We start from the raw sequence: 20,244 nt of genomic DNA, 5'->3' as shown, positions 1-20,244 counted from the left end.
TCGGGTCGTCAGCCAACGGTGGCACGCAGGTATTCAGGACTCAGCACGTTGAACCAGATCAGGATCATCTCCACCAGAACGGTGACCAGCACCAGCAGCGCGACACCCCAGACGCAGGCCGCATTGAGCAGGCCTTGCTCCTTGCGCTCGTGCATGAAGGTCGGCAACCCGACAAACAGCAGGAACGTCGAATAGACCGAGGCAGCGCCCAGCACCAGAATCGCCAGCCAGCGGCTCGGGTACAGACCGGCCAGGCCTGCGACGAAGAACGGCGTGACGGTGTAGGCGGCAAAGCCGATGCACTGGTTGAGGGTCGGTCTGGCGTCAAAGGTCCGGGACATCCAGCGGATGAACATGCCGATGACTGCAACGCCGACCATGATGCTGACGTACAGCAGCACACTCAGTTGCAGGGCGCTGGCGGCACTGAGCTTGACGGTTTCGTTTTCGGCCAGGCTCCAGCCCACATAGGTGGTGCCGATGAACAGGCAGACCGGTGGAATCAGGGCCAACAGCAGCAGATGCGCCAGGTAGTGGCGCGGATGGGCTTCCTCTTCCTTGCGAATATCCGTCCAGGCGAAGTTGGGTTGGGTGAACAGCTTGACGATAGGTGCGGACATGGCGACCTCCATTTATCGACAGGCCCGCCATGGGAGGGCCCTTATCGTGTTGAGCGGCGCGGCAATGGCGGGGTTCCATCTTTTGGCCCAAGTGTCTAGGCCCAAGTGTCTAGGCCCAAGTGTCTAAAGAATGGGTTTGCCGCCTGTCACACCAAAGCGCTGGCCGGTGATGTAACTGCCTTCGTCCGAGGCCAGCAGCACATAGATCGGCGCCACTTCCACCGGCTGGCCCGGACGGCCGAGCGGGGTGTTGCCGCCGAAGTTCTGAATCGTTTCTTCCTTCATGGTCGATACGATCAGCGGCGTCCAGATCGGCCCCGGTGCCACGCTGTTCACCCTGATGTTCTTCGGCCCCAGCATCTGCGCCAGGCCTGCGGTGAAGTTGGCGATTGCGCCCTTGGTGGTGGCGTAGGCGAGCAGGGTGGGGTTGGGCATGTCCGAGTTGACGGAACTGGTGTTGATGATCGAACTGCCGGGTTTCATGTGCTTCAGCGCGGCTTGGCATATTCGGAAAATCGCGGTGATGTTGACGTCGAAGGTCATCACCCACTCTTCGTCGGAGATGTCTTCGAGGGTTTCGTGAGTCATCTGGAACGCGGCGTTGTTGACCAGCACATCGATGCGGCCGAAACGTTCGACGGTTTTCTCAACCAAACCCCGGCAATGAACCTTTTGCGCCAGATCACCGGGCAGCAGCAGGCACTGGCGGCCGGCCTGTTCGACCCAGCGCGCGGTTTCTTCGGCGTCCTGCTGTTCATCGAGATAGGCGATGGCGACATCGGCGCCTTCCCGGGCAAAGGCAATCGCCACGGCCCGACCGATGCCGCTGTCGCCGCCGGTGATCAGGGCGATCTTGCCTTCAAGGCGTCCCGAGCCCTTGTAGCTCTGCTCGCCACAATCGGGATAGGGATCCATCTTGCGCTGCGAACCGGGGACAGGCTGGTGTTGTTTGGGGAAGGGTGGTTTGGGGTAGTGGGTCATCATCAATCTCCGAACGTTAGTGGTGCTTGTTCGGGGTTGACTGTGAGGGTTTGGCGGGAGTTCGGTTGGATTACCGGGGGAGTGAGATCTCAAATCAACACGAGATACCTGTGGGAGCGGGCTTGCCCGCGATGGCGTCAGGGCGGGCGACATCGATGTCGACTGTTCGGGCCTCATCGCGGGCAAGCCCGCTCCCACAGGGTATGCGGTGATTAAAGTGGCCCATCAGGCCTTTAGGTTACGCAAACTCCGCTCCATCCGGCTGATGCCTTCTTCGAGCAACGACCGCGGGCAGCCGAAGTTCAGGCGTACGAACTGCTTGCAGCCGTCGCCAAAGTCCAGGCCCGGGCTCAGGCCGACCTTGGCCTGCTCCAGGAAGAACTGCTGCGGGTTGTCCAGCCCCAGCGCCGTGCAGTCGAGCCAGGCCAGGTAGGTGCTTTGCGGCACGTTCATGGTGATGCCCGGCAGGCGGGTGCGCACGGCGTCGACCAGGTAATCGCGGTTGCTCTGCAGATAGGCGCTCAACTCGGCCAGCCAGGGACCGGCTTCGCTGTAGGCTACGCGGGTCGCTTCCAGGCCCAGCGGGTTGACGCTGTCGACCATGCCGCAACGGGCGTGGTTGACCTTCTCGCGCAGGTGGCGGTCCTGAATGATCATGAACGAGGTCTTCAGGCCGGCGATGTTGTAGGCCTTGCTGGCCGACATCAGGGTGATGGTGCGCTGGGCGATCTGCGGGCTCAGGGTGGCGATCGGAATGTGCTTGCGACCGTCGAAGCACAACTCGGCATGGATCTCGTCGGAGATGATCCAGGCGTCGTGCTCCAGGCAGATGTCGGCGATGGATTGCAGTTCTTCGCGTGGGAATGCCTTGCCCAGCGGGTTGTGCGGGTTGCTCAGCAGCAACGCGCCGCCACCTCGCAGAGACTGGCTCAGGGTATCGAGCGGGGTGCGATAGGTGCCGTCCGCTTGTGCCTCGAAACCCAATTCGACCTTGTTCAGGCCCCAGTGCCCCGGCGCGTGACGCAGCGGCGGGTAGTTGGGAACCTGCACCACAACGTTCTGCTGCGGCTGGACCAGCGCCTTGAGCGCCATGTTGAAACCCGACTCGACGCCCGGCAGGAAAATCAGCTCCTGAGGCTCGATGCGCCAGGCGTACTTGTTCCACAGATCCGCGACGATGGCTTCACGCAGGCTGTCCGGGGCCACGCTGTAGCCGACCATCGGGTGTTCCAGACGCTTTTGCAGGGCCTGGATGATGACCGGCGGCGCGGCGAAATCCATGTCGGCAACCCACATCGGCAACACATCGGCCGGGTAGCGGCTCCATTTGGTGCTACCGGTGTTGTGGCGGTCGAACACCTGATCGAAATCGAAAGTCATGCGGGGTCTCGTGAAGGCGGGGTTGGATATGGCGCCATCATAATCGCCTGGCGGGTTGTTCGCGATATCAATGCACACCAACGATCCCTGTGGGAGCGGGCTTGCCCGCGATGGCGGCGGCAAATTCAACATATCCTTCGCCTGACCCACCGCTATCGCGGGCAAGCCCGCTCCCACAGTGTTTTGTGTGCGCAGTGGGAATCGCCGACAAGCGGCCGACGGTCGGTTTTCATCCCGGTTTCGACAGGCTTGTCTATCGTTCAAGTGTCGGCAGCGCGTCTGCCGCGCCCGTGATTGTCCAGAAAAATCCGGCAAAGCACCGGATCTCCACCTGATCAGGAGTGCACGATGGACCTCAGCCGTCGTCAGTTCTTCAAGGTCGCAGGTATCGGCCTTGCAGGCTCTAGCCTTGGCGCGTTGGGCATGGCCCCCACGCTTGCCTTCGCCGAGCAGGTGCGCCATTTCAAGCTCGCCCACACCCATGAAACCCGCAACACCTGCCCGTATTGCTCGGTCGGTTGCGGGTTGATCATGTACAGCCAGGGCGATGCGGCGAAAAATGTCGCGCAAAGCATCATTCACATCGAAGGTGACGCCGACCACCCGGTCAACCGCGGCACCCTTTGCCCCAAAGGAGCGGGTTTGCTGGACTTCATCCATAGTCCCGGGCGCCTGCAATACCCGCAAGTGCGCAAGCCCGGCAGCAACGAGTGGACGCGCATCGGCTGGGATGAAGCCCTGGACCGCGTTGCCGACCTGATGAAGGCCGACCGCGACGCCAATTTCATCGAGAAGAACGAGCAAGGCCAGACGGTCAATCGCTGGCTGACCACGGGCTTCCTCGCGGCATCGGCGGCGTCCAACGAAGCGGGTTACATCACCCACAAGGTCATTCGCAGTCTCGGCATGCTGGGGTTCGATAACCAGGCGCGTGTCTGACACGGCCCGACGGTGGCAAGTCTTGCCCCGACGTACGGCCGTGGTGCCATGACCAATACCTGGACCGATATCGCCAACGCGAATCTGGTTCTGGTGATGGGCGGCAACTCAGCGGAAGCGCACCCATGCGGTTTCAAATGGGTGACCGAAGCCAAGGCGCACAACAAGGCGCGGCTGATCGTGGTCGATCCGCGTTTCACCCGGACCGCCTCGGTAGCCGATTTTTACGCGCCGATCCGCACCGGCACCGACATCGCCTTCATGGGCGGGCTGATCAATTACCTGCTGACCGAGGACAAGATCCAGCACGAATACGTGCGCAACTACACCGACGTGTCGTTCATCGTCAAAGCCGGCTATGGCTTCGAGGATGGCATCTTCAGCGGTTACGACGCGGACAAGCGCGCCTACACCGACAAGTCCGGCCGGGGATACGAGCTGGGCGAGGACGGTTTCGTCAGAGTCGACCCGACCCTGCAGGATCCGCATTGCGTGTTCCAGTTGATGAAGCAGCATTACAGCCGCTACACCATGGAACTGGCGAGCCAGATCTGCGGCATGCCGGTCGATGCGATGAAGAAAATCTGGGAAGAGATCGCCACCTGCTCGCAACCGGGCAAGACCATGACGATCCTCTACGCCCTGGGCTGGACCCAGCACTCGATCGGCTCGCAGATCATCCGCAGCGCGGCCATGGTGCAATTGCTGCTGGGTAACGTCGGCATGCCCGGCGGCGGCGTGAACGCCTTGCGCGGACACTCCAACATCCAAGGGCTGACTGATCTTGGCCTGTTGTCCAACTCGTTGCCGGGTTATCTGACCCTGCCGCTGGACGCCGAGCAGGATTACAACGCCTATATCCATAAGCGCACTCAGGTGCCGCTGCGTCCAGGACAATTGTCCTACTGGCAAAATTACGGCAAGTTCCACGTCAGCCTGATGAAAGCCTGGTACGGCGCCAACGCCACGGTCGAGAACAACTGGGCCTACGACTACCTGCCGAAGCTGGACATCCCCAACTACGACATCCTCAAGGTCTTCGACCTGATGGGCCAGGGCAAGGTCAACGGCTACATGTGCCAGGGCTTCAACCCCATCGCGGCGCTGCCCGACAAGAACCGGGTGATGGCGGCGCTGGCCAAGCTGAAATGGCTGGTGGTGATGGACCCGCTGGCCACGGAAACCTCGGAGTTCTGGCAGAAGGTCGGGCCGTACAACGACGTCAACACCGCCAATATCCAGACCGAGGTGATTCGCCTGCCCACCACCTGCTTTGCCGAGGAAGACGGCTCGCTGGTCAACAGCAGCCGCTGGCTGCAATGGCATTGGAAAGGCGCCGATGGTCCTGGTGAGGCCCGCACCGATGTGCGGATCATGACCGAACTGTTTCTGCGCCTGCGCCAGCGTTATCAGGCCAACGGTGGCAAATTCCCCGATCCGCTGCTCAAACTGTCGTGGCCGTACAAGATCCCAGAGGAGCCTTCGCCCGAGGAGATCGCCAAGGAGATCAACGGTTACGCCACTACCGACTTCACCGATGGCTCAGGCGCGGCGATCAAGGGCAACTCGCAACTGGCCGGCTTCAGCCAGCTCAAGGACGACGGCAGTACGGCCTCCGGCTGCTGGATTTTCTGCGGCAGCTGGACTGAAGCGGGCAACCAGATGGCCCGCCGCGACAACAACGACCCGTACGGCATGCACCAGCATCAAGGTTGGGCCTGGGCCTGGCCGGCCAACCGGCGGATTCTCTACAACCGCGCCTCGGCCGACCCGCAGGGCAAACCATGGGATGAGAAAAAGCGCCTGGTGTGGTGGAACGGCAAGGCCTGGGGCGGCACCGACGTGCCGGACTACAAGGCCGACGTAGCGCCGGAAGCGGGGATGAACCCGTTCATCATGAACCCCGAAGGCGTGGCGCGGTTCTTTGCCGTCGACAAGATGAACGAGGGGCCATTCCCCGAGCACTACGAGCCGTTCGAGACGCCGATCGGCATCAACCCGCTGCATCCGCAGAACAAGAAAGCCACCAGCAATCCGGCGGCGCGCATCTTCGAGTCGGTGTGGGATTCCCTCGGTGTGGCCAAGGACTATCCGTACGCGGCCACCAGCTATCGGCTGACCGAGCATTTCCACTTCTGGAGCAAGCACTGCCGGCTCAACGCGATTGCCCAGCCCGAGCAGTTCGTCGAGATCGGAGAGGTGCTGGCCAAGGAGAAAGGCATCGCCGCCGGCGACCGGGTGCGGGTCAGCAGCAAGCGCGGCTTCATCGAAGCGGTGGCGGTGGTGACCAAGCGGATCCGGCCGTTGCAGGTCAACAACCAGGTGGTGCATCAGATCGGCATCCCGCTGCACTGGGGTTTCACCGGCCTGACGCGCCACGGTTACCTGACCAACACCCTGGTGCCGTTCCTCGGCGATGGCAACACACAGACCCCGGAATCCAAGTCATTCCTGGTCAACGTGGAGAAAATATAAATGGCCAGCCAAGACATCGTTGCACGCTCGGCCACCACTACAGTGCCGTCTTCGGTGCGCAATCTGGAGGAAGTGGCGAAGCTGATCGACACCACCAAATGCATCGGCTGCAAGGCCTGTCAGGTCGCCTGTTCGGAATGGAACGAGCTGCGCGACGAGGTGGGCCACAACTACGGCACCTACGACAATCCGCAGGACCTGACGGCGGAAACCTGGACGTTGATGCGTTTCACCGAACACGAGACCGACGCCGGCAATCTGGAGTGGCTGATCCGCAAGGACGGCTGCATGCACTGCGCCGAACCCGGTTGCCTGGCCGCATGCCCCAGCCCCGGGGCGATCATCAAGCACGCCAACGGCATCGTCGATTTCAACCAGGATCATTGCATCGGTTGCGGCTACTGCATCACCGGTTGCCCGTTCAACATCCCGCGCATTTCGCAGAAGGACCACAAGGCCTACAAATGCACGCTGTGTTCGGACCGGGTGGCCGTGGGGCTGGAGCCGGCCTGTGTGAAAACCTGTCCGACCGGTGCCATTGTGTTCGGCTCCAAGGAAGACATGAAGGAACACGCCGCCGAGCGCATCGTCGACCTCAAAAGCCGCGGTTTCGACAACGCCGGGCTATATGACCCCGCAGGCGTCGGCGGCACTCACGTGATGTACGTGCTGCACCACGCCGACACGCCCAAGCTCTACGCCGGGCTGGCGGCCGACCCGACCATCAGTCCGCTGGTGGGCCTGTGGAAGGGGGTGAGCAAACCCCTGGCGCTGCTGGCCATGGGCGCGGCGGTGCTGGCCGGGTTCTTTCACTACGTGCGAGTGGGGCCGCAGATTGTCGAGGAAGACGAACTGCCCCATGGCCCGGATCCGTCGGTGCATGAAGTCGATCCTTCGGTGCACACCTATGATCCCAAGCGGGAGAACCGGCCATGATCCGCAAAGAGATCCTTCGCTACACCGCCAACCAGCGCACCAATCACTGGCTGGTGGCGATTCTGTTCTTCATGGCCGGGCTGTCGGGGCTGGCGCTGTTTCATCCGGCGCTGTTCTGGCTGAGCAACCTGTTCGGCGGCGGGCCCTGGACGCGCATCCTGCATCCGTTCATGGGCGTGCTGATGTTCCTGTTTTTTCTCGGCCTGGTGTTCCGTTTCTGGCGCGCCAATTACTTCATCGCCAACGACCGCCTGTGGCTCAAGCGCATCGACCGGGTGATGAAAAACGAAGAGGAAGGCGTGCCTGCCATCGGCAAGTACAACCCGGGGCAGAAACTGCTGTTCTGGACTTTACTGCTGTGCATGCTGGTGTTGCTGTTCAGCGGGCTGGTGATCTGGCGGGCGTATTTCAGCGCGTACTTCGGTATCACGGCGATTCGCTGGGCGATGCTGCTGCATGCGCTGGCGGGTTTCGTGCTGATCCTGAGCATCATCGTGCACATCTACGCGGGCATCTGGATCAAGGGTTCGGTGAGCGCAATGATGCATGGCTGGGTCAGTCGCGCATGGGCGAAGAAGCACCATGAATTGTGGTATCGCGAGGTGACCCGCGACGACACCAGAGACAAGACTCCCCATCGACCGATCACGAAAAAGGGATGACATTTGCCAACCATTCTCGAACCCGGACAAATCGAAGCGGCGGCCGGTACGCCACCGTTTCTGCACCTGCCGCCGCACAACCTGTTCACCCTGCGCGCCGAGCGCCTTGACCAGCTGGCCGAAGGGCATCCGCTGGCCGATTACCTGCGCCTCTTGGCCGGGTTGTGCCGGGCACAACAGCAGGTCATGGATAATCCGCCGTCCAGCGAGCCGCTCGATCGCCAGCGCATCGAGTTATGCAAGGAACACGGCCTGCCGCCGTTCGCCGCCGATAGTTTGAGCCGTGAAGATGATTGGCAGGGGTTTCTTGATGCGCTGCTGCAGTCTTATGTCGCTCCCGATCAGCCTGCTGTGGTCGAGGCACTGGACACGCTGCGTCAGGCCAGCACCGGACAACGCCGGGTGTGGGCGGTGGCGTTGCTCAGCGGGCAATACTCCATGGTGCCGGCGGCGCTGGTGCCGTTCCTCGGTGCAGCCCTGCAAAGTGCCTGGAGCCATTGGCTGTTGAGCACGCCGGATCTGCATTTGACGGCGGGCGCCAACCTCAGCCAGTGCCCGGCCTGTGGATCGCCCGCCATGGCCGGGGTGATTCGCCATCGCGGCAAACACAACGGCCTGCGGTATCTGGTCTGCTCGTTGTGTGCCTGTGAGTGGCATGTGGTGCGGGTCAAGTGCGTGTATTGCGAGCAGAGCAAGGGGCTTGAGTACCTGAGCCTGGAGGACGATCGCCACGCCGCGAACCAGGCGCCGCTACGGGCGGAAATATGTCCGGGCTGCAATGTCTATCTCAAACTGCTGTATCTGGAGAACGATGCCCATGCCGAAGCCCTGTCGGCGGACCTCGCCAACCTGATGCTGGACATGCGCCTGGCCCAGGACGGTTACCAGCGGTTGGCGCCCAATCTGCTGCTGGCGCCGGGAGACGAATGAGCACAGGGTCTACACTCTGGCGCGATGGTCATTCGTATTCTGGAGCGCCTGATGCCCGCAAGCCTTGCCAGCCAAACCCCGCGTCTGCCTTCCATCGACAGTCTGCTTCGACACCCGGCGTGCCAGCCACTGGCCGAGCGTTACGGGCGCGAAGCCTTGCTCGGGTCCTTGCGGCAACTGCTCGATGAATTGCGCGAAAGCGTGCAACTGGGGCAGATGCAAGCCGTCGAAGTCAGTCCCGAAGTGCTGGCAGGAAGGGTAGGCGAGCGTCTGGCTGTCCAGCACCGCAGCCATGTACGGCGAGTGTTCAACCTCACCGGCACTGTGCTGCACACCAATCTGGGCCGCGCCCTGCTGCCGGAAGAAGCCATTGAGGCCGTGCAAATGGCGGCGCGTTATCCGCTGAACCTGGAATTCGATCTGCACAGCGGCAAGCGCGGCGATCGTGACGATCTGATCGAAGGTTTGATCCGCGAGTTGACCGGCGCCGAGGCGGTGACCGTGGTCAACAACAATGCTGCCGCCGTCCTGCTGACCCTCAACAGCCTGGGAGCGCGCAAGGAAGGCATCATTTCCCGGGGCGAGCTGATCGAAATCGGCGGGGCGTTTCGCATTCCCGACATCATGGCTCGGGCGGGGGTGAAGCTGCACGAGGTCGGCACCACCAATCGCACCCATGCCAAGGATTACGAAGCGGCCATTGGCCCGCGCAGCGGTCTGGTGATGCGGGTGCATGCGAGCAACTACAGCATTCAGGGGTTCACCACCAGCGTGCCCACGGCGGAGTTGGCGCAACTGGCACACAACCATGGTTTGCCGCTACTTGAGGACCTTGGCAGCGGCAGCCTGCTGGATCTCACTCGCTGGGGGTTGCCGGCAGAGCCTACGGTGCGCCAGGCGCTGCTCGATGGCGCGGATATCGTCACCTTCAGCGGCGACAAGTTGCTTGGCGGGCCACAGGCCGGGTTGATTGTCGGGCGCAAGGAGCTGATCGCGAAGATCAAGAAGAACCCGCTGAAACGGGCGCTTCGGGTCGACAAGTTGACTTTGGCCGCACTTGAGGCGGTGCTGGGGCTGTATCGCAATCCGGATCTTCTGGCCGAGCGTCTACCAAGCTTGCGCCTGTTGACGCGGCCTCAGGGGGAAATCCTCGCTCAGGCAGAACGTCTGCAACCCTCGCTGGCGCGGGTGCTGGGCGCCGCCTGGAGGGTCAGCGCAGTGCCGGCGCTGGGCATGATCGGCAGTGGCAGCCAGCCGGTGGCGCGGTTGCCGAGCGCGGCGTTGTGTGTGCGGCCGCTGACTTCGAAGCGTCTGCGCGGGCGGTGTCTGCTGGGGCTGGAGGAGGCGCTGCGTGGCTTGCCGATCCCGGTGCTGGGGCGCATCGATGACGACGCCTTGTGGCTGGACTTGCGCCAGCTGGACGACGAGACGGCGTGGCTGGCGCAACTGGATCAATTGCAAGGGGAGGAGCGGGCAGGGTGATTGTCGGCACCGCAGGGCACATCGACCACGGCAAGACCGCGTTGCTCCAGGCCCTGACCGGGCAGGCCGGGGACCGGCGCCGGGAAGAGCGCGAGCGGGGCATGACCATTGACCTCGGCTACCTTTACGCTGAGCTGGCGCCGGGTGCGGGGCTCACCGGGTTTATCGATGTTCCGGGGCATGAGCGCTTCACCCACAACATGCTGGCCGGGGCGCAGGGCATTGATCTGGTTTTGCTGGTGGTTGCGGCGGATGACGGTGTGATGCCGCAGACTCGTGAACATCTGGCGATTGTCGAGCTGCTGGGTATCCCGCGGGCGTTGGTGGCCATCAGCAAATGCGACCGGGTTGAGCCGTCCAGGGTGCAGCAAGTGCGGGAGCAGATCAGCGCATTGTTGGCACCTGGTCCCTATGCCGACGCACCTTTGATGGGCTTGTCTAGCCTGACGGGGGAGGGCGTCGAAGCCTTGCGCGAGTCCTTGCTGGTGGCCCAGTGTGAGGTGCGGCAACGCAGTCTCGACGGCGGATTTCGCCTGTGGATCGATCGGGCCTTCAGTGTTGCGGGTGCGGGGATAGTGGTCACCGGTACGGCGCTGTCGGGTCAGGTGGCGGTGGGCGATACGCTGCAGCTTGGGCCGTTGGGCAAAACCGTTCGGGTGCGGGGACTGCACGCGCAAAATCAGACCGCTGAAACCGCCATGGCCGGGCAGCGTGTGGCGTTGAATATCAGTGGCGAACGGCTGGCGCTGGAGCAGATTCATCGGGGGCAGTGGCTGACTTCAGAGTGGCTGTATGCGCCGACTCAACGGCTGGACATCGATCTGCAGTTGCTGTCCAGCGAATCCCGCGCCTTCGAACACTTTCAGCCCGTGCACGTGCATATCGGCACCCAGGATGTGATCGGTCGCGTGGCCTTGCTGGAGGGCGCGAGCGTGGCGCCGGGCGAGCACATGTTCGCGCAGTTGCTGCTCAATGGACCAGTGCAGGTGGTCAAGGGTGATCCGCTGATCCTGCGTGACCAGAGCGCGCAGCGCACCCTGGGTGGCGGCCGGGTACTCGACCCGTTCGCACCGACCCGGCAACGTCGCAGTCCGGAGCGGCTTGCGCAATTGCAGGCGTTGAGCAGCACCTTCGACATCGAAACGATATTGCCGGCGCTGCTGGCCAACAGCGACACCGGGCTCGATCCGCAGCGCCTGGAGCGTCAGTTCAACCGTCCCCGTGTCAGCTGGACGCTGCCTGACAGCGTGCGGCTGATCGAGACACGCACGGGCCCGGTTTTATTCGACTCGGTGCGTTGGCAGGCTTTGAAAGACGGGGTACTGGAACATCTGGCGCGTTTTCATGAGCAGGAACCGGATCAGATGGGGCCGGATCGTGATCGCCTGCGGCGCTTCAGCGGTACGGTGCTGGAGCGTGCGACCTTCCTGTGTCTGCTCGATGAAATGCTGGGCGCTGGTCTGATTGCCGCCAGCGGGCCGTGGTTGCATCGGCCGGCCCATCAAGTGCGCCTGAGTGAAGAGGACGAGGCTCTGTGGCAGCGCTTGCAACCGCAGTTCGACGCGGCCGGTTTCAATCCGCCATGGGTGCGCGACCTTGGGCACGACCAAACCACGGTGCGCGCGCTATTGCGCAAGATGGCGCGGTTGGGGTTGCTGCATCAGGTGGTGCGTGACCTGTTCTACACCGATACGGTGATTCGGCAATTGGCGGCTATGCTGTTGCAACTGGCCGAGGATGACCCGGTGATCCAGGTAACCACGTTTCGCGATGCACTGGGGGTTGGGCGCAAGCGCAGCATCCAGATTCTGGAATACTTCGATCGGCTGGGCCTCACCCGGCGCATGGGCGACCGCCGCCAGATTCGCACGGACAACGCGCTGGCGCGGCGAACGGACTGATTTCAAGGAAGGTAATCGCGCCCGGTGGCGCGGCCGGGCTTCAAACCCGGTTGGGGACGGCATCCGTTCCCGGGCAGGTTCGACTCCGGCTACCTTCCGCCAATTTCCCAACCGATCCCAAACACTCCCACAGTTGTTCATCCACTGCGGCAGCCGATCAGTTTTATTGAACTTTTTCGCGAGCCTGCGACCGTCCGTCTATGCTGGGCAAACCGACTCTATCTTCGCAGTGATCTGCCAGGAGACTTCGATGTTGCCCACTCAGCTCTCAGAGAAAACCTGGTCCCGCGGGCTGCTCGATGTACTGATCCGCGCCGGACTGATCGTGGTGCTGGTGCTGTTCTGCTTTGAAATCTTCAGCCCGTTCCGCGACCTGATGTTGTGGTCGGTGATTCTGGCAATCACGCTTTATCCGTTGCAGAAGAAGCTCATGGGCCCGATGGGGCAGAAGGAAGGTCGCGCTGCCACGCTGATCATTCTGGTGTCCATTGTGATCCTGATGGTACCGATCTATCTGTTGGGTACCTCGATTGCCGACTCGGTGGACGGCGCCATGACCGTAGTGCGCAACGAAGGCATCCACATTCCGCCGCCGCCTGACTCCATCGCCGAAGTGCCAGTGGTGGGCAAAACGATCTCGGCGATCTGGCTGCAGGCGGCCACCGATCTGCCGGGCCTGACCGAGAAATACATCCCGCAAATCAAGGGCGTCAGCATGACCCTGCTGGGCAAACTCGCCGGGGTCGGCATGGGGTTCCTGACCTTTATCTTCGCGCTGATCATTGCCGGGATCTTCATGGCCCACGGTGAAGGTGGCAGCCGCGCCGCGGTGCAGATCGCCTCGCGGGTCAGCGGTCCGGAAAGAGGACCGAAAATCGCCGCCCTGTGCACCGCAACCATTCGCGCGGTGGCGCTCGGGGTGGTGGGCATCGCCTTTATCCAGATGCTGCTGGTCGGCCTGGGCTTCGTGTTCAAGGGCATTCCCGGCGCGGGGCTGCTGGCTCTGGCGGTGTTGCTGCTGGGCATCATGCAACTGCCGGTGACACTGATTACGCTGCCGGTGATCGCCTACGTCTTTGCCACAGAAGGTGCCAACACGGCGACCATCGTCTTCGCCATCTATGTGTTCGTGGCAGGGCTGGTGGACAACGTACTCAAGCCGCTGATGCTGGGACGGGGTGTCGATGTGCCGATGCCGGTGGTGTTGATCGGCGCCTTGGGCGGGATGGTCACCAGCGGCATCATCGGCCTGTTCATCGGCCCGGTGATACTCGCCCTGGGCTATCAACTGTTCTGGCAGTGGGTGCAGGACCGGCCGCCGGAGGAGAGTGCGCTCTGATCGATTTCAAGGGGCGTCACGGTCAGCGCCGTACGCCCTGAATCTCAGCCGATCGGCTCGGCGGTGCAGCTCGTCTCTTTGCCGCCGGGCTTCTGGAACAGAATCACGCCACCGTCCTGCCAGAAGCTGTAAGGCCCCAGGCTGTCCTTGCCGATGTAACGGTTGCCCATGTCACTGGGCACCTGATTCAGCGTGATCGAACTCTTCGCCCATTTCAGGTACACCACGCCCGGCTGCGTGGTGAAGAAGGTCGCGGCCAGCGGTGCGTTCAGTCCGGGGCAACGATAGGCCATCGGGCCTTCGGTGAGTCGGTCCGGATCCTTGGTGCGAACGATGGCTGACCCCTGACGCAACTGGTGCGCGCGCTCCGCATAAGCATCGATCGTGCAGGTCTTGGGATCGCGCTCGGAGGCGCAATGGTTGCGCTCTTCGAGCCAGAACTGCTGATCGATCATGACTTTGTCGGGCAGCGGTACCGAGTGTTCATCGGTGAGCGCCAGGCGATAGAGCCGGTTCAGTTCTAGATCCATCTTCGCCAGTTGCGAATCGCGGCAGATGAGCTTTTCAATGGAGAGCGTGGTGCTGGCACAATCGAAGCTGGTCTTGAAACTGGCCGCATCGACACAGGTACTCGTCGCCATCAAGGCGCCGGCACCCAGCACACTGTTGAGAAAGGCCGTGACCGATTTCATGTTGGCTTCACCCGAATCATGACGTGACGCCCGATTGACGTGGGAAGTATCGATCCGTGAAACAGACATTGATTGGCATAGGTGTACGGAGTTTAAGCCAGCGCGGCAAACTTGCCACACGGGCTGACGGCTGGGTACCGAGCTCCTACAATGATCCGCCTGGGCCGACGTTGTATTCTTCGTCGGTCACCATTTCCATCCAGACCACGCTCACACCATCCAGGGCTTCCTGAACGCCGATATGGGTCATGGCGGTGTTCGCGGCCGCGCCATGCCAGTGTTTGTGGCCCGGTGGGCACCAGATGACGTCACCGGCGCGAATCTCCACGATGGGTTCGCCTTCACACTGGGTCCAGCCGCAGCCGGCGGTGACGATCAGGGTCTGACCGAGTGGATGGGTGTGCCAGGCGCTTCGGGCACCGGGTTCAAAGGTGACACTGACCACTGACACCCTTGCCGGCTCCGGGGGATTGTTGAGCGGGTCCATGCGAACGGTGCCGGTGAAATAGGCTTCAGGGGCCTTGATCGAGGGTTGTGAACCTACGCGTTTGAGGATCATGGTCAATCAATCCTGTAGTGAGGGGGGTATTTGCCGGAGGGGACATTGCCGAAACAATGTGCGCCCCGCATTCGATATTCGCAACTCACCCGGCGCTATGCTTCGACGGATAGTAGATGTCTGATACGCCGTAACACACTTACTGGATGTTCTGGAGAACGCTTTCGATGGAAGCCAACCGATTCGGCGACATTGCCGCCTTTGTCGCGGCCGTGAAGGCGGGCAGTTTCACCGCGGCGGCGGATTCGCTTGGCCTGACGCGTTCGGCCGTGGGCAAAAGCATCGTTCGCCTGGAAAGCCGCATGGGCGCGCGGCTGCTCAATCGCACCACCCGCAAACTGAGCCTGACCGATGAGGGACAGGTCGCCTATGAGCGCTGGCGACAGATCCTTGAGGATCTGGATGAAGTCGAGGCGACCATGGCCCTGCGCCGCGGTCGGCCCACCGGCACGTTCAAGCTCACCGCGCCGCTTTCGTTTGGCCAGCGCCATATCCTGCCGATTCTCGATGCCTACCTGAAGCAATGGCCCGACCTGCGTGCGGATGTGTGGTTCACCGATCGCTTCGTCGATCTGGTCGAGGAGGGCGTCGACATCGCCATTCGCATTGGTGCGCCGAAGGAGGATTCGCAATTGCTGACCCGCACCGTGGGCTGGCAGCAGTACGCGACTTGCGCTTCGCCAGCGTATCTGGCCCGTTCCGGCGTACCGCAAACACCGGATGAATTGGCTGGCCATGACACCATCGCCTTCGGCAGCGGCGAACGAACCGTCGCCTGGCGTTACCAGACTCCGGCCGGCCTGCACCTGCACGAGCTGCCGGGGCGGCTGAATATCGACAGTTCCGAAGCCATGCGCGAAGCGGCGCTGACAGGCATTGGCCTGATTCACCTGCCGACCTACATCACCGGCAACGACCTGCGAGATGGAACCCTGGTTGAAGTGCTTAGGCCTTACCGAGCGCCGCCGGATCCCATCAGGGTCGTGTATCCGAACAAGCGTCATCTATCGCCTCGGGTTCGCAGCTTCATCGATCTGATGGTGAGCCACTGGGAAGCGGGCGTGCCTTGGGAAAAATGACTCGATTGGGGAATTCAAGGACCGGGTAATGGTCGCCGGATGCGGTTTATCCGGGCTCGGGATTCAATAAAGATGCAGTCATCGCCACTTGTGAGGACTGCCACCATGACCCACGCCATTCAACGCTCGACCACTTCGCCGACTCCGCATCCGATGCTCGAGCGTCACCCTGGTTTTCAACGTCTGTTCAAACCGCAGGCGCTGACCATCGGCCTGATCCTGCCTCTGGAAACCCATCCCGGTCGCCCTGCGCCCACCATGCGCGATCACGTCGAAATGGCGCAACGCGCCGAAGCGCTCGGTGTGGGCGCGTTGTGGATGCGCGACATCCCGTTCTATGACCCGAACTACGGCGACGTCGCACAGATCTTCGAGCCCCTCGTCTATATCGGCTACCTGGCCGCGGCCACCCGCAGCATCGTGCTCGGTACCACCGGAATCGTGCTGCCGACTCGCGAGCCGATGTACCTGGCCAAGCAAGCGGCATCTCTGGATCAACTGAGCGAAGGCCGGTTGGTGTTGGGGCTGTCCTCGGGCGATCGATTCAGTGATTACCCGATGCTGGGTATCGATTTCGAATCCCGTGGCGAACGTTATCGGGATGCCTATTCGGTGTTTCGCACCTTGCTCGAGCAGCGTTTTCCGAAGTTTCGCTCCGAGCGCTTCGGTGGATCGTCCGGCGGTCTCGACCTGGTGCCGAAGGCGCCGTACGGCCGGGTTCCATCCATCGCGGTAGGCCAGGCGCAGCAGAGCATCGAATGGCTGGCGCAGAATCTCGACGGTTACCTGGCTGGTGTTCAGAGCCCTGAGCGTCTGGCCTCGCTAGGTGAGCACTGGCACGGTCTGGTGAACGAAGCCGAAGGTCGCGACGCCTTCAAACCCTTGGGGCTGGGCGGTTATCTGGATCTGAGCAGCAACCCGGATCAGCCTTTCCAGCGCATCCAGGGCGGCTTCCGCGCCGGGCGCAACGGCCTGCGCAATTACCTTGAACAGGCGCAATCGGCCGGGGTTTCGCACATCGCGCTCAATCCCAAGGTCAGCGTCCAGCCTTACGGCGAAATCCTCGATGAACTCGGTGAGTACGTCTTGCCGCATTTTCCATCACACGTGTGAGCCGGCCCATTGTCTGCGGGAGGAATCAGTTCATGTCATCGCTCTTTGAATCTTATGATCTGGCCGGTTTGCCTTTGTCTAACCGCATCGTCATGGCCCCCATGACCCGCGCTCGCGCCCACGACACCGTGCCGTCCGCCGACATGGCGACCTATTACGCCCAACGTGCAAGCGCCGGACTGATCATCACCGAGAGTGCCCAAGTCTCCACGCAAGGAAGAGGCTATCTCTACACGCCGGGCATCCACACCGACGAGCAGATCGAAGGCTGGAAGCGCGTGACCGATGCGGTGCATCGGGCCGGCGGGCGCATATTCATCCAGCTCTGGCATGTGGGGCGTGTTTCTCACGTCTCCTTACTGGACGGGCAATCGCCGGTTTCGGCTGTGGCGGTGACGGCGGCGCAAACCCTGGTTCACGCCTACGACAGCGACGGTCAACCCGCGCAAGTTGCCGCCAGCCTGCCTGTGGCGTTGGATGCCAATGGCATTCGCCAGGTCATCGCCGACTTCCGGCAGGCCGCGCTCAATGCCATGGCGGCGGGATTTGACGGCGTGGAAATTCATGCGGGCAACGGATTTCTGTTCGAGCAGTTCATCAACGGCGGGCTCAATACCCGTGAAGATCGCTATGGTGGTGCCTCGATCAGCAATCGCCTGCGCCTGCTGCTGGAGACGGTCGACGAAATCAGTGCGCAGATCGGCCATGAACGTGTGGGAGTGCGTGTTTCACCCTTCGCCCGGCTGGCGGATCTGCATCCGTTCGAAGATGAACAGGCAACCTGGCTGGCACTGGCCGGCGCGCTGTCGCAACGACGAATTGCCTACCTGCATGCCAGCCACTTGGGAGACCCGGATTTTCACAAGGCCTTTCGGGCGGCGTTCGATGGCAGTTTTGTACTGTCGGGAGGTTTTACCGCGGAAACGGCGAGGCAGGCGATCGATGAAGGCCTGACGGATTTGGCGGTGTTTGGCCGGCCGTTCATTGCCAATCCTGATCTGGTGGATCGCCTGCGCTTTGGCTGGCCGCTGGCTGAAGCGGGGAGGGAGGCGTTTTACGGGGGTGGGGCGCGGGGGTATGTGGATTATCCGGTGTATTCACATGAACAGTTGGCGTTGGAGCCGATCTGACGTACGTTTTTGCGGTCGATGTAGACAAGCGAGGTGTCATCGATCACCAGGCCATACAGACTTGGGCCGATAGCCTCGGTAGCGACTCTCCGTTGCCGGTTCCGCGCTGATGGAGTTGAATGGACCGGCAAGACGCTATCTTCCAAGGAGCACCCAATGACCACTGCATTCAAAATCGGCGACGCCGTTTGCTGGAATTCCGAAGCAGGGGAGATCCGCGGGAAGGTCACCAAGGTACACGTCAAGGATGTGGAGTTCATGGGCCGGCACCGGCCCGCTTCCCCAGAGTGTCCTCAATACGAAGTGAAAAGCGACAAGACCGGGCATCTGGCCATGCATCACGAAGAAGCTCTGCGTCGCATCTGAAGTGCCAGATGGCTGTCATGCCGATTGTTCACCACAGCGAACAATCAATTCACTTTTCTGCCGTAGTCAGGCGGGCAGGCGCTGCTTAATCTGACGGTGAAATTCATATTCACCACCGCAGCGAGACCTGTCATGACCAATGCTAACGACAACAAAGAAGTTGCTCAGTACATCCACGGTGTCCACGTTACCGGCAGCGGCGCCCGCACTCAGCCGGTTTTCAATCCTGCCACCGGCGCGGTCAGCACCCATGTTCGCCTGGGCAGCATCGAAGACGTAGATGCCGCCGTGGCATCCGCGGAGGCCGCGTTTCCTGCCTGGTCGAACACTCCGCCTATCCGCCGTGCCCGGGTATTGTTCAAATTTCTGGAATTGTTGAACCAGCATAAAGATGAACTGGCGCACCTGATCACCGCCGAGCATGGCAAGGTCTTTACCGATGCCCAGGGCGAAGTGGCCCGGGGTATCGATATCGTCGAGTTCTCCTGCGGCATTCCTCAGTTGCTCAAGGGCGACTTCTCCGATCAGGTGTCCACCAACATGGACAACTGGACCCTGCGTCAGCCTCTGGGCGTGGTCGCCGGCATCACGCCGTTCAACTTCCCGGTGATGGTACCGATGTGGATGTTCCCGGTGGCGATCGCTGCGGGCAACACCTTCGTCCTCAAGCCAAGCCCGACCGATCCGAGCGCCAGTCTGTTCATGGCCGATCTGCTGAAGCAGGCCGGCTTGCCTGACGGTGTGTTCAACGTGGTTCAAGGCGATAAAGAAGCCGTTGATGCGCTGCTGGTACACCCTGACGTGAAAGCCGTTTCCTTCGTCGGCTCCACGCCGATCGCCAACTACATCTACGAAACCGGCGCCCGTCACGGCAAGCGTGTACAAGCCCTGGGCGGCGCGAAGAACCACATGGTGGTCATGCCTGACGCCGACGTCGATCAGGTCGTCGATGCTTTGATCGGCGCGGGCTACGGCTCGGCGGGCGAGCGCTGCATGGCGATTTCGGTAGCCGTATTGGTGGGCGATGTGGCTGACAAAGTCATTCCGAAATTGGTGGAACGCACCAAGGAACTCAAAGTATTGGATGGCCGCAACCTCGCCGCAGAAATGGGCCCGATCGTTACCCCGGCTGCGCACTCGCGCATCACTGGCTACATCGAAAAGGGTGTCAAGGAAGGCGCGCAACTGTTGGTGGACGGTCGCAACTTCAATAGCTCCGACGCTGGCGAAGGCTGCGAGGAAGGCTTCTGGATGGGCGGCACGCTGTTCGACAACGTCACCCCGGAAATGACCATCTATAAAGAAGAAATCTTCGGGCCGGTGCTGGCTTGCATGCGCGTCGATGATTTCGCCACTGCTGTGCAGCTGGTCAACGACCATGAATTCGGTAACGGCGTGGCCTGTTTCACCCGCGATGGCAACGTCGCCCGTGAATTCAGCCGTCGCATTCAGGTCGGTATGGTCGGCATCAACGTGCCAATTCCAGTGCCGATGGCCTGGCAGGGTTTCGGTGGCTGGAAGAAGAGCCTGTTTGGCGATATGCATGCTTATGGCGAGGAGGGTGTGCGCTTTTACACCAAGCAGAAATCCATCATGCAACGCTGGCCGGAAAGCATCGGCAAGGGCGCCGAGTTCGCGATGCCGACCGCTAAATAAGGCT

At 61.8% G+C, this 20,244-nt stretch carries 17 protein-coding genes, 1 tRNA gene and 1 pseudogene; 14 read left to right on the top strand and 5 right to left on the bottom strand.

Annotated features, from left to right (window positions below; translation table 11 throughout):
• Positions 1 to 8: 8 nt before the first annotated feature.
• The 3 genes from K9857_RS10540 to K9857_RS10530 form a co-directional block, all read right to left on the bottom strand.
• A complete protein-coding gene (locus K9857_RS10540) occupies positions 9 to 620 on the bottom strand; it encodes a Yip1 family protein (RefSeq protein ID WP_224535531.1) in 612 nt (203 codons plus the stop codon).
• Between the two features lie 123 nt (positions 621 to 743).
• Complete coding sequence (locus tag K9857_RS10535) at positions 744 to 1,601, bottom strand: SDR family oxidoreductase (protein WP_224535543.1); 858 nt, start codon at positions 1,599 to 1,601, stop codon at positions 744 to 746.
• 225 nt (positions 1,602 to 1,826) lie between these two features.
• Positions 1,827 to 2,981 (bottom strand): MalY/PatB family protein, encoded by a 1,155-nt coding sequence (locus K9857_RS10530; RefSeq protein ID WP_224535530.1) that lies wholly within the window; start codon positions 2,979 to 2,981, stop codon positions 1,827 to 1,829.
• A gap of 348 nt (positions 2,982 to 3,329) precedes the next feature.
• On the opposite strand from K9857_RS10530, the gene fdnG reads away from it, so the two are divergent.
• The 8 genes from fdnG (at position 3,330) to K9857_RS10490 (ending at position 13,645) form a co-directional block, all read left to right on the top strand.
• Entirely contained in the window at positions 3,330 to 6,395 is a 3,066-nt protein-coding gene (gene fdnG / locus K9857_RS10525) for a formate dehydrogenase-N subunit alpha (RefSeq protein ID WP_224535528.1), read from the top strand.
• Positions 6,396 to 7,331 (top strand): formate dehydrogenase subunit beta, encoded by a 936-nt coding sequence (gene fdxH, locus K9857_RS10520; RefSeq protein WP_224535526.1) that lies wholly within the window; start codon positions 6,396 to 6,398, stop codon positions 7,329 to 7,331.
• On the top strand, positions 7,328 to 7,993 hold the full coding sequence (locus K9857_RS10515; RefSeq protein ID WP_224535524.1) for a formate dehydrogenase subunit gamma: 666 nt from the start codon (positions 7,328 to 7,330) through the stop codon (positions 7,991 to 7,993). Before fdxH ends, K9857_RS10515 begins: the two co-directional genes overlap by 4 nt.
• 3 nt (positions 7,994 to 7,996) lie before the next feature.
• On the top strand, positions 7,997 to 8,923 hold the full coding sequence (gene fdhE / locus K9857_RS10510) for a formate dehydrogenase accessory protein FdhE (protein ID WP_224535522.1): 927 nt from the start codon (positions 7,997 to 7,999) through the stop codon (positions 8,921 to 8,923).
• A 51-nt stretch (positions 8,924 to 8,974) separates the two neighbouring features.
• On the top strand, positions 8,975 to 10,405 hold the full coding sequence (gene selA / locus K9857_RS10505) for an L-seryl-tRNA(Sec) selenium transferase (RefSeq protein WP_224535520.1): 1,431 nt from the start codon (positions 8,975 to 8,977) through the stop codon (positions 10,403 to 10,405).
• Positions 10,402 to 12,306, top strand: coding sequence for a selenocysteine-specific translation elongation factor (selB, locus tag K9857_RS10500; protein ID WP_224535518.1), 1,905 nt, complete (start codon positions 10,402 to 10,404; stop codon positions 12,304 to 12,306). Before selA ends, selB begins: the two co-directional genes overlap by 4 nt.
• Before the next feature lie 6 nt (positions 12,307 to 12,312).
• Positions 12,313 to 12,408: transfer RNA gene (locus K9857_RS10495), tRNA-Sec, on the top strand.
• Positions 12,409 to 12,556: 148 nt separating this feature from the next.
• Positions 12,557 to 13,645 (top strand): AI-2E family transporter, encoded by a 1,089-nt coding sequence (locus tag K9857_RS10490; RefSeq protein ID WP_224535516.1) that lies wholly within the window; start codon positions 12,557 to 12,559, stop codon positions 13,643 to 13,645.
• A gap of 44 nt (positions 13,646 to 13,689) precedes the next feature.
• Here the strand turns inward: K9857_RS10490 and K9857_RS10485 are convergent, their stop codons facing one another.
• Both K9857_RS10485 and K9857_RS10480 read right to left on the bottom strand, forming a co-directional pair.
• Complete coding sequence (locus tag K9857_RS10485; protein ID WP_224535514.1) at positions 13,690 to 14,337, bottom strand: MliC family protein; 648 nt, start codon at positions 14,335 to 14,337, stop codon at positions 13,690 to 13,692.
• 145 nt (positions 14,338 to 14,482) lie between these two features.
• Complete coding sequence (locus tag K9857_RS10480; RefSeq protein WP_224535512.1) at positions 14,483 to 14,896, bottom strand: cupin domain-containing protein; 414 nt, start codon at positions 14,894 to 14,896, stop codon at positions 14,483 to 14,485.
• A 167-nt stretch (positions 14,897 to 15,063) separates the two neighbouring features.
• On the opposite strand from K9857_RS10480, the gene K9857_RS10475 reads away from it, so the two are divergent.
• The 6 genes and pseudogenes from K9857_RS10475 (at position 15,064) to K9857_RS10450 (ending at position 20,240) form a co-directional block, all read left to right on the top strand.
• Entirely contained in the window at positions 15,064 to 15,975 is a 912-nt protein-coding gene (locus K9857_RS10475; protein ID WP_224535510.1) for a LysR family transcriptional regulator, read from the top strand.
• A gap of 105 nt (positions 15,976 to 16,080) precedes the next feature.
• Complete coding sequence (locus K9857_RS10470; protein WP_224535508.1) at positions 16,081 to 17,088, top strand: LLM class oxidoreductase; 1,008 nt, start codon at positions 16,081 to 16,083, stop codon at positions 17,086 to 17,088.
• A gap of 32 nt (positions 17,089 to 17,120) precedes the next feature.
• Positions 17,121 to 18,218 carry an alkene reductase gene (locus tag K9857_RS10465; protein ID WP_224535506.1) on the top strand — a complete coding sequence of 366 codons (1,098 nt, stop codon included), beginning with the start codon at positions 17,121 to 17,123 and terminating at the stop codon, positions 18,216 to 18,218.
• Positions 18,219 to 18,232: 14 nt separating this feature from the next.
• Positions 18,233 to 18,328, top strand: a pseudogene (locus tag K9857_RS10460) (CopG family transcriptional regulator); the annotation flags it as partial.
• Positions 18,329 to 18,374: 46 nt separating this feature from the next.
• On the top strand, positions 18,375 to 18,584 hold the full coding sequence (locus K9857_RS10455; protein ID WP_224535504.1) for a DUF2945 domain-containing protein: 210 nt from the start codon (positions 18,375 to 18,377) through the stop codon (positions 18,582 to 18,584).
• A gap of 132 nt (positions 18,585 to 18,716) precedes the next feature.
• Positions 18,717 to 20,240, top strand: a complete 1,524-nt coding sequence (locus tag K9857_RS10450; RefSeq protein WP_224535502.1) for a CoA-acylating methylmalonate-semialdehyde dehydrogenase — start codon at positions 18,717 to 18,719, stop codon at positions 20,238 to 20,240.
• Positions 20,241 to 20,244 lie beyond the last annotated feature (4 nt).

The sequence above is a fragment of the Pseudomonas sp. REP124 genome, assembly GCF_020164475.1.
Taxonomy (GTDB): domain Bacteria; phylum Pseudomonadota; class Gammaproteobacteria; order Pseudomonadales; family Pseudomonadaceae; genus Aquipseudomonas.
The sequence above is the reverse complement of the archived record's forward strand: the minus strand, read 5'-3'. Positions and strand labels throughout refer to the sequence as shown.